This window comes from Arthrobacter sp. Y3225116 (assembly GCF_059091245.1).
The window spans coordinates 1-5,215 of the sequence record NZ_JBNHGL010000200.1 but is presented as its reverse complement, the minus strand read 5'-3'; the positions used below and the strand labels follow the sequence as shown (position 1 = coordinate 5,215).

The 5,215-nt window shown below is 69.8% G+C and carries 5 protein-coding genes; 3 read left to right on the top strand and 2 right to left on the bottom strand.

Annotation, left to right across the window (positions count from 1 at the left end):
• On the top strand, nt 1-806 hold an 806-nt coding region (locus AC5RV2_RS14265; RefSeq protein WP_494092874.1), incomplete at its 5' end, for a dihydrolipoamide acetyltransferase family protein.
• Between the two features lie 18 nt (nt 807-824).
• Here the strand turns inward: AC5RV2_RS14265 and AC5RV2_RS14260 are convergent.
• Together AC5RV2_RS14260 and AC5RV2_RS14255 are read right to left on the bottom strand one after the other, a co-directional pair.
• Entirely contained in the window at nt 825-1,292 is a 468-nt protein-coding gene (locus AC5RV2_RS14260; RefSeq protein ID WP_494092873.1) for a GNAT family N-acetyltransferase, read from the bottom strand.
• A 35-nt stretch (nt 1,293-1,327) separates the two neighbouring features.
• Complete coding sequence (locus AC5RV2_RS14255; protein WP_494068021.1) at nt 1,328-1,945, bottom strand: SACE_7040 family transcriptional regulator; 618 nt, start codon at nt 1,943-1,945, stop codon at nt 1,328-1,330.
• Nucleotides 1,946-2,110: 165 nt separating this feature from the next.
• On the opposite strand from AC5RV2_RS14255, the gene AC5RV2_RS14250 reads away from it, so the two are divergent.
• The gene (locus AC5RV2_RS14250; RefSeq protein WP_494092872.1) at nt 2,111-3,715 is read left to right on the top strand and encodes a carboxyl transferase domain-containing protein; all 1,605 of its coding nucleotides are present in this window, start codon (nt 2,111-2,113) and stop codon (nt 3,713-3,715) included.
• A partial coding sequence (locus tag AC5RV2_RS14245; protein ID WP_494092871.1) for an acetyl-CoA carboxylase biotin carboxylase subunit occupies nt 3,712-5,215 on the top strand: 1,504 nt, incomplete at its 3' end. The genes AC5RV2_RS14250 and AC5RV2_RS14245, both read left to right, overlap by 4 nt.

The following is a 5,215-nucleotide window of genomic DNA, read 5'->3' as shown; positions in this document are numbered from 1 at the left end:
GCGACGACGTCCTGGCCTTCCACCAGGCGGCCGCAGCGGCCCCGGCCGCCGCGGCCCCGGGCGCCGTGTCCGGCACGGCCGGCGGCTGGCTCGGCGGCGCCGCGGAGGCCGAGACGCGGATCCCGGTCAAGGGCGTACGGAAGCACACCGCCGCCGCCATGGTGGCCAGTGCCTTCACCGCCCCGCATGCGTCCTCGTTCCTCACCGTCGACGCGACGGAGAGCATGAAATTGATCCGGCGGCTCAAGGCGGGCAAGGCGTTCGCCGGGCTGAAACTCACGCCGCTGACCATCACCGCCAAAGCCCTGTGCCTGGCGCTGGAGCGCCGCCCCGAGCTGAACTCCCGCTGGGACGGGGACGCCGGCGAGATCGTGCGGCAGAACTACGTGAATCTGGGCATCGCCGCGGCGACCCCGCGCGGGCTGACCGTGCCGAACATCAAGGACGCGCACCGGATGGACCTGCACCGGCTGGCCGAGGCCCTGGGCGAGCTGACCGAGACGGCACGCGCCGGCAGGACCGCCCCGGCCGAACTGCGCGGGGGGACCATCTCCATCACCAACATCGGAGTGTTCGGCATCGACGCCGGAACGCCGATCCTGAACCCGGGGGAGTCGGCCATCCTGGCCCTCGGCGCCGTGCGCCGGCAGCCGTGGGAATACCGGGGTGAGGTGGCGCTGCGCGATGTGGTGACGCTCAGCCTGTCCTTCGACCACCGCGTGGTGGACGGGGAGCAGGCGGGGCGCTTCCTCGCCGACGTCGGCACCATCCTGTCGGACCCGGCTATGGTGCTGGCCATGGTGTGATCAGGGTTCAAAGGCGGCTCAGGCCAGTTCGAGGATCTCCTCGGTGACCACGGCGCCGCGGGCGTTGGCGAAGCCCTGGGCCTCGCCGACGGTCCGGAAGCCGAGCTTGTGCAGGACCTTGACCGAGCCAAGGTTGTCCTTGACCACCCGCGCCCGGATGGGACGCGCGGAAAATTCCCGCAGGAAGGCCTCGACGGCCGCGGTGGTGACGCCCTTGCCCCACTGCGACTTCGCCGTCCAGTAGCTCAGTTCCGGGTACCCCTCGTTGGGGTACGCCAGCACGCTGCCCACCACCTCGCCGTCGACGGTGACGGTGCGCACGGTGATGGACTCGTCGTCGAGCAGGCTCTGCCAGTGAAGATCAAACACGCCGCGGTCAGACGGATTCCGGGCGGCAAACGCCGCCATATGGTTGGCGTCGGGATCCTGCTGGTACTCGAAGAACTCGTCGAGGTCGGCAGGTTCTACAGGACGAAGCTCAATCACAGCAGACCTTTCGGCTAGTTGGTGTCTGATACACCCTACTCGGCTTTCAACGCGGCCCAAGCCATTTGTTCCAGCAAATTGCGGCGCCAGGCTTCCCGCGGCTGCCGGCTCCGGTGGGTCGAATGCGGCGTGGAGTTGATCAGTCCGAAGACGGCGTGTGCGCGGACCCGCAACTGCGCCGCGTCCGCCTCCGGCAGCAGCCGCGCCAGCACGGAAACCCACACCTCCACATAGGTGCGCTGCAGCGTCCGGACCAGCGCCGAATCTTCGGCGGGCAGGCTGTCCAGGTCCCTGTCGTGGACCCGGATGACGTCGGGATGCTTTAAGGCAAAGTCCACGTGGAAGGCGACCAGGCCGCGGAGCGCCTCCTCGGCATCCTGCTGGCCGGCCGCCACGTCCTGGCCGCCGTCGAGCAGGTCCTGGCTGACGCCCGTGAGCAGCGCCGCCAGCACCGCATGTTTGCTCTCGAAATGCCGGTACACGGCCGGGCCGCTGACGCCGGCCGCCGAGCCGAGGTCTTCGATGGACACACCGTTGAACCCGCGCTCGGCGAAGAGGCGGGCGGCGGCGTCCAGCAGTGCGGCCCTGCGGGTGGCCTTGGCCAGGCTGCGGCCGGTCTGGCGCGTCCCGGCGGCATGCGGTGCTGTGGGCATGGATCGGTTCCCTCGAGAAGGTGCTGAATAAGTGCTGGACAAGACACTTAACGGCCACTAGCCTGATTTCAGTTAGTACAGACTAACCAAAATGCGTCCTGCAGGCCAGTTGCCCGGAGCGGGCGGCGGGCCGGACGCGCGACGGCTTCGGCCAGGAAGGTGTCGATGGAGACACTGGCTTCCCGGGTGGACACTACCAGTGACAGCTTCCGGGCCAACGACGAGCAGCAGCGCCGGCTGGCTGCCGACCTGCACGCCCGGCTGGCGTCGGTGGCGGCGGGCGGGCCGGAGAGCTCGCGCCGGCGCCACCTGGAGCGGGGCAAGCTGTTGCCGCGGGACAGGGTCGACACGCTGCTGGACGAGGGCAGCCCGTTCCTGGAGATCGCGCCGCTGGCCGCCGAGGGAATGTACGACGGCGATTCGCCGGGGGCGGGGATGATCGCCGGCATCGGCCTGGTGCACGGCCGGCACGTGCTGGTGGTCTGCAACGATGCGACCGTCAAGGGCGGCACCTACTATCCGATGACGGTCAAGAAACACCTGCGCGCCCAGGAGGTGGCGCTGGAGAACAACCTGCCGTGCATCTACCTGGTGGACTCCGGCGGCGCGTTCCTGCCCAAGCAGGACGACGTCTTCCCGGACCGCGAGCACTTCGGCCGGATCTTCTACAACCAGGCCCGGATGTCGGCGGCTAAAATCCCGCAGATCGCCGCGGTGCTCGGTTCCTGCACGGCCGGCGGCGCCTACGTTCCGGCGATGAGCGACGAAACCGTGATCGTCCGCGGCCAGGGCACCATCTTCCTGGGCGGCCCGCCGCTGGTGAAGGCGGCCATCGGCGAAGTTGTCACCGCGGAGGAACTCGGCGGCGGCGAGCTGCATGCGCGGACCTCGGGGGTGACGGACCACCTGGCCGAGAACGATGTGCACGCGCTGGAGATTGTCCGCGACATCGTGGCCACGCTCCCGTGCCGGGCGCCGGCCTGGGAGACGGCGCCCGTGGAGGCCCCGGCGGCCGACCCGCGGGAAATCTACGGATCCGTTCCGGTGGACGTCAACGCCGCCTACGATGTCCGCGAGGTCATCGCCCGGCTGGTGGACGGCAGCCGCTTCCACGAGTTCAAGCGGGAGTACGGCACCACGCTGGTCACCGGGTTTGCCCGGCTCCACGGGCATCAGGTGGGCATCGTGGCGAACAACGGCGTGCTCTTTTCCGAATCTGCCCTCAAGGGCGCGCACTTCATTGAACTCTGCGACCAGCGCGGGATCCCGCTGGTTTTCCTGCAGAACCTTTCCGGCTTCATGGTGGGCCGCGACTACGAGGCGGGCGGCATCGCCAAGCACGGCGCCAAGATGGTGACCGCCGTCGCGACCGCCCGGGTGCCGAAGCTGACCGTGGTGATCGGCGGGTCCTTCGGCGCCGGCAACTATTCCATGTGCGGCCGCGCGTACTCGCCGCGCTTCCTCTGGATGTGGCCGGCCGCGCGCATCTCGGTGATGGGCGGCAACCAGGCATCCTCGGTCCTCGCCACCGTCAAACGGGACCAGTTGGAAGCCCGCGGGGAGGAGTGGAGCGCCGAGGCCGAGGAGGCGTTCAAGGCCCCCATCCGGGAGCAGTACGAAGCGCAGGGCAACCCCTACTACTCCACCGCCCGGCTCTGGGACGACGGGATCATCGACCCGGCGCAGACCCGGACCGTGCTCGGCCTCGCCCTCGACGTCTGCGTTAACAGTCCCTTGCCCGAGACTTCCTTCGGCCTGTTCAGGATGTGATCAGAGTGTTTGAAACCGTCCTGGTTGCCAACCGCGGCGAAATCGCCTGCCGGGTCATCCGCACGCTGCGCGCCATGGGCATCCGGTCCGCGGCCGTCTATTCGGACGCCGACGCCGGGGCCCGCCACGTGCGAGAGGCCGACATCGCGGTGCGGATCGGGCCAGCCCCGGCCGCCGAGAGCTATCTGCGCATCGACGCGGTGATCGAAGCCTGCAAGGCCACGGGCGCCGAGGCCGTCCACCCCGGCTACGGTTTCCTCAGCGAGAACGTGGCGTTCGCCCAGGCGCTGGAGGCCGCCGGCATTGTGTTCATCGGACCCAACGTGGGGGCGATCGGGATCATGGGGGACAAGATCCGCTCCAAGAACCACGTGGCGTCGCATGGGGTCCCGGTCATTCCCGGGATCGCGGAACCGGGGCTGGACGACGACGGGCTGGTCCGGGCCGCCGAGGAGGTCGGCTATCCGCTGTTGATCAAGCCCTCGGCCGGCGGCGGCGGCAAGGGGATGATGGCCGTGCAGCGGCCCGGGGAACTGCGCGCCGCGCTCGCCGCCGGGCGCCGGGTGGCCGCCTCCGCCTTCGGCGACGACACGCTCTTCCTCGAGCGGCTGATCGCCCGGCCGCGGCACATCGAGGTGCAGGTGCTGTGCGACCGGCACGGCAACGCCATCCACCTCGGGGAGCGCGAATGCTCGCTGCAGCGCCGGCACCAGAAAGTGATCGAGGAGGCCCCGTCGTCGCTGCTCGACGCTGCCACCCGCGACAGGATCGGCGAGGCGGCCTGCAACGCCGCCCGCTCGGTGGACTACACCGGGGCCGGAACGGTGGAGTTCCTGGTCTCCGACGACGCCCCCGACGAGTTTTTCTTCATGGAGATGAACACCCGGCTGCAGGTGGAACACCCGGTCACCGAGCTGGTGACCGGCCTGGACCTGGTGGAGTGGCAGGTGCGCATTGCGGCCGGTGAGGTGCTCGCGCCGGCGCAGTCCGACGTCGTGCTGACGGGACACGCGGTGGAGGCGCGCGTCTATGCGGAGGATCCCTCGCAGCAGTTCCTGCCCTCGGCGGGCACGGTGCTGGCCCTGGAGGAAGGCGCCGGGGAGGGCATCCGGGTGGACAGTTCGCTGCTGCCCGGACTGGTCATCCCCTCCGACTACGACCCGCTGCTGTCCAAGGTAGTCGCCTGGGGCGAGGACCGGCAGCAGGCCCTGGCACGGCTGGACGGTGCGCTCGCCGACACCATGGTGCTGGGCATCCATACCAACATCGAGCACCTCCGCAGCCTCTTGGCCGACGAGGACGTGCGGGCCGGGCGGCTGGACACCACGCTGATCGACCGGAAGATCGAACACCAGCAGTTCCGCCGGCCCGGTGACGCCGAACTGGCCGTGGCCGCCGTGGACTGGCTGCTCCGGCAACAGGACGCGCGGATCCAGGCATGTGCCGCCGGCGGGGCGGGGTCGGCCTGGCGGAGCGAGGGCTGGCGGCTGAGCGGGCCGC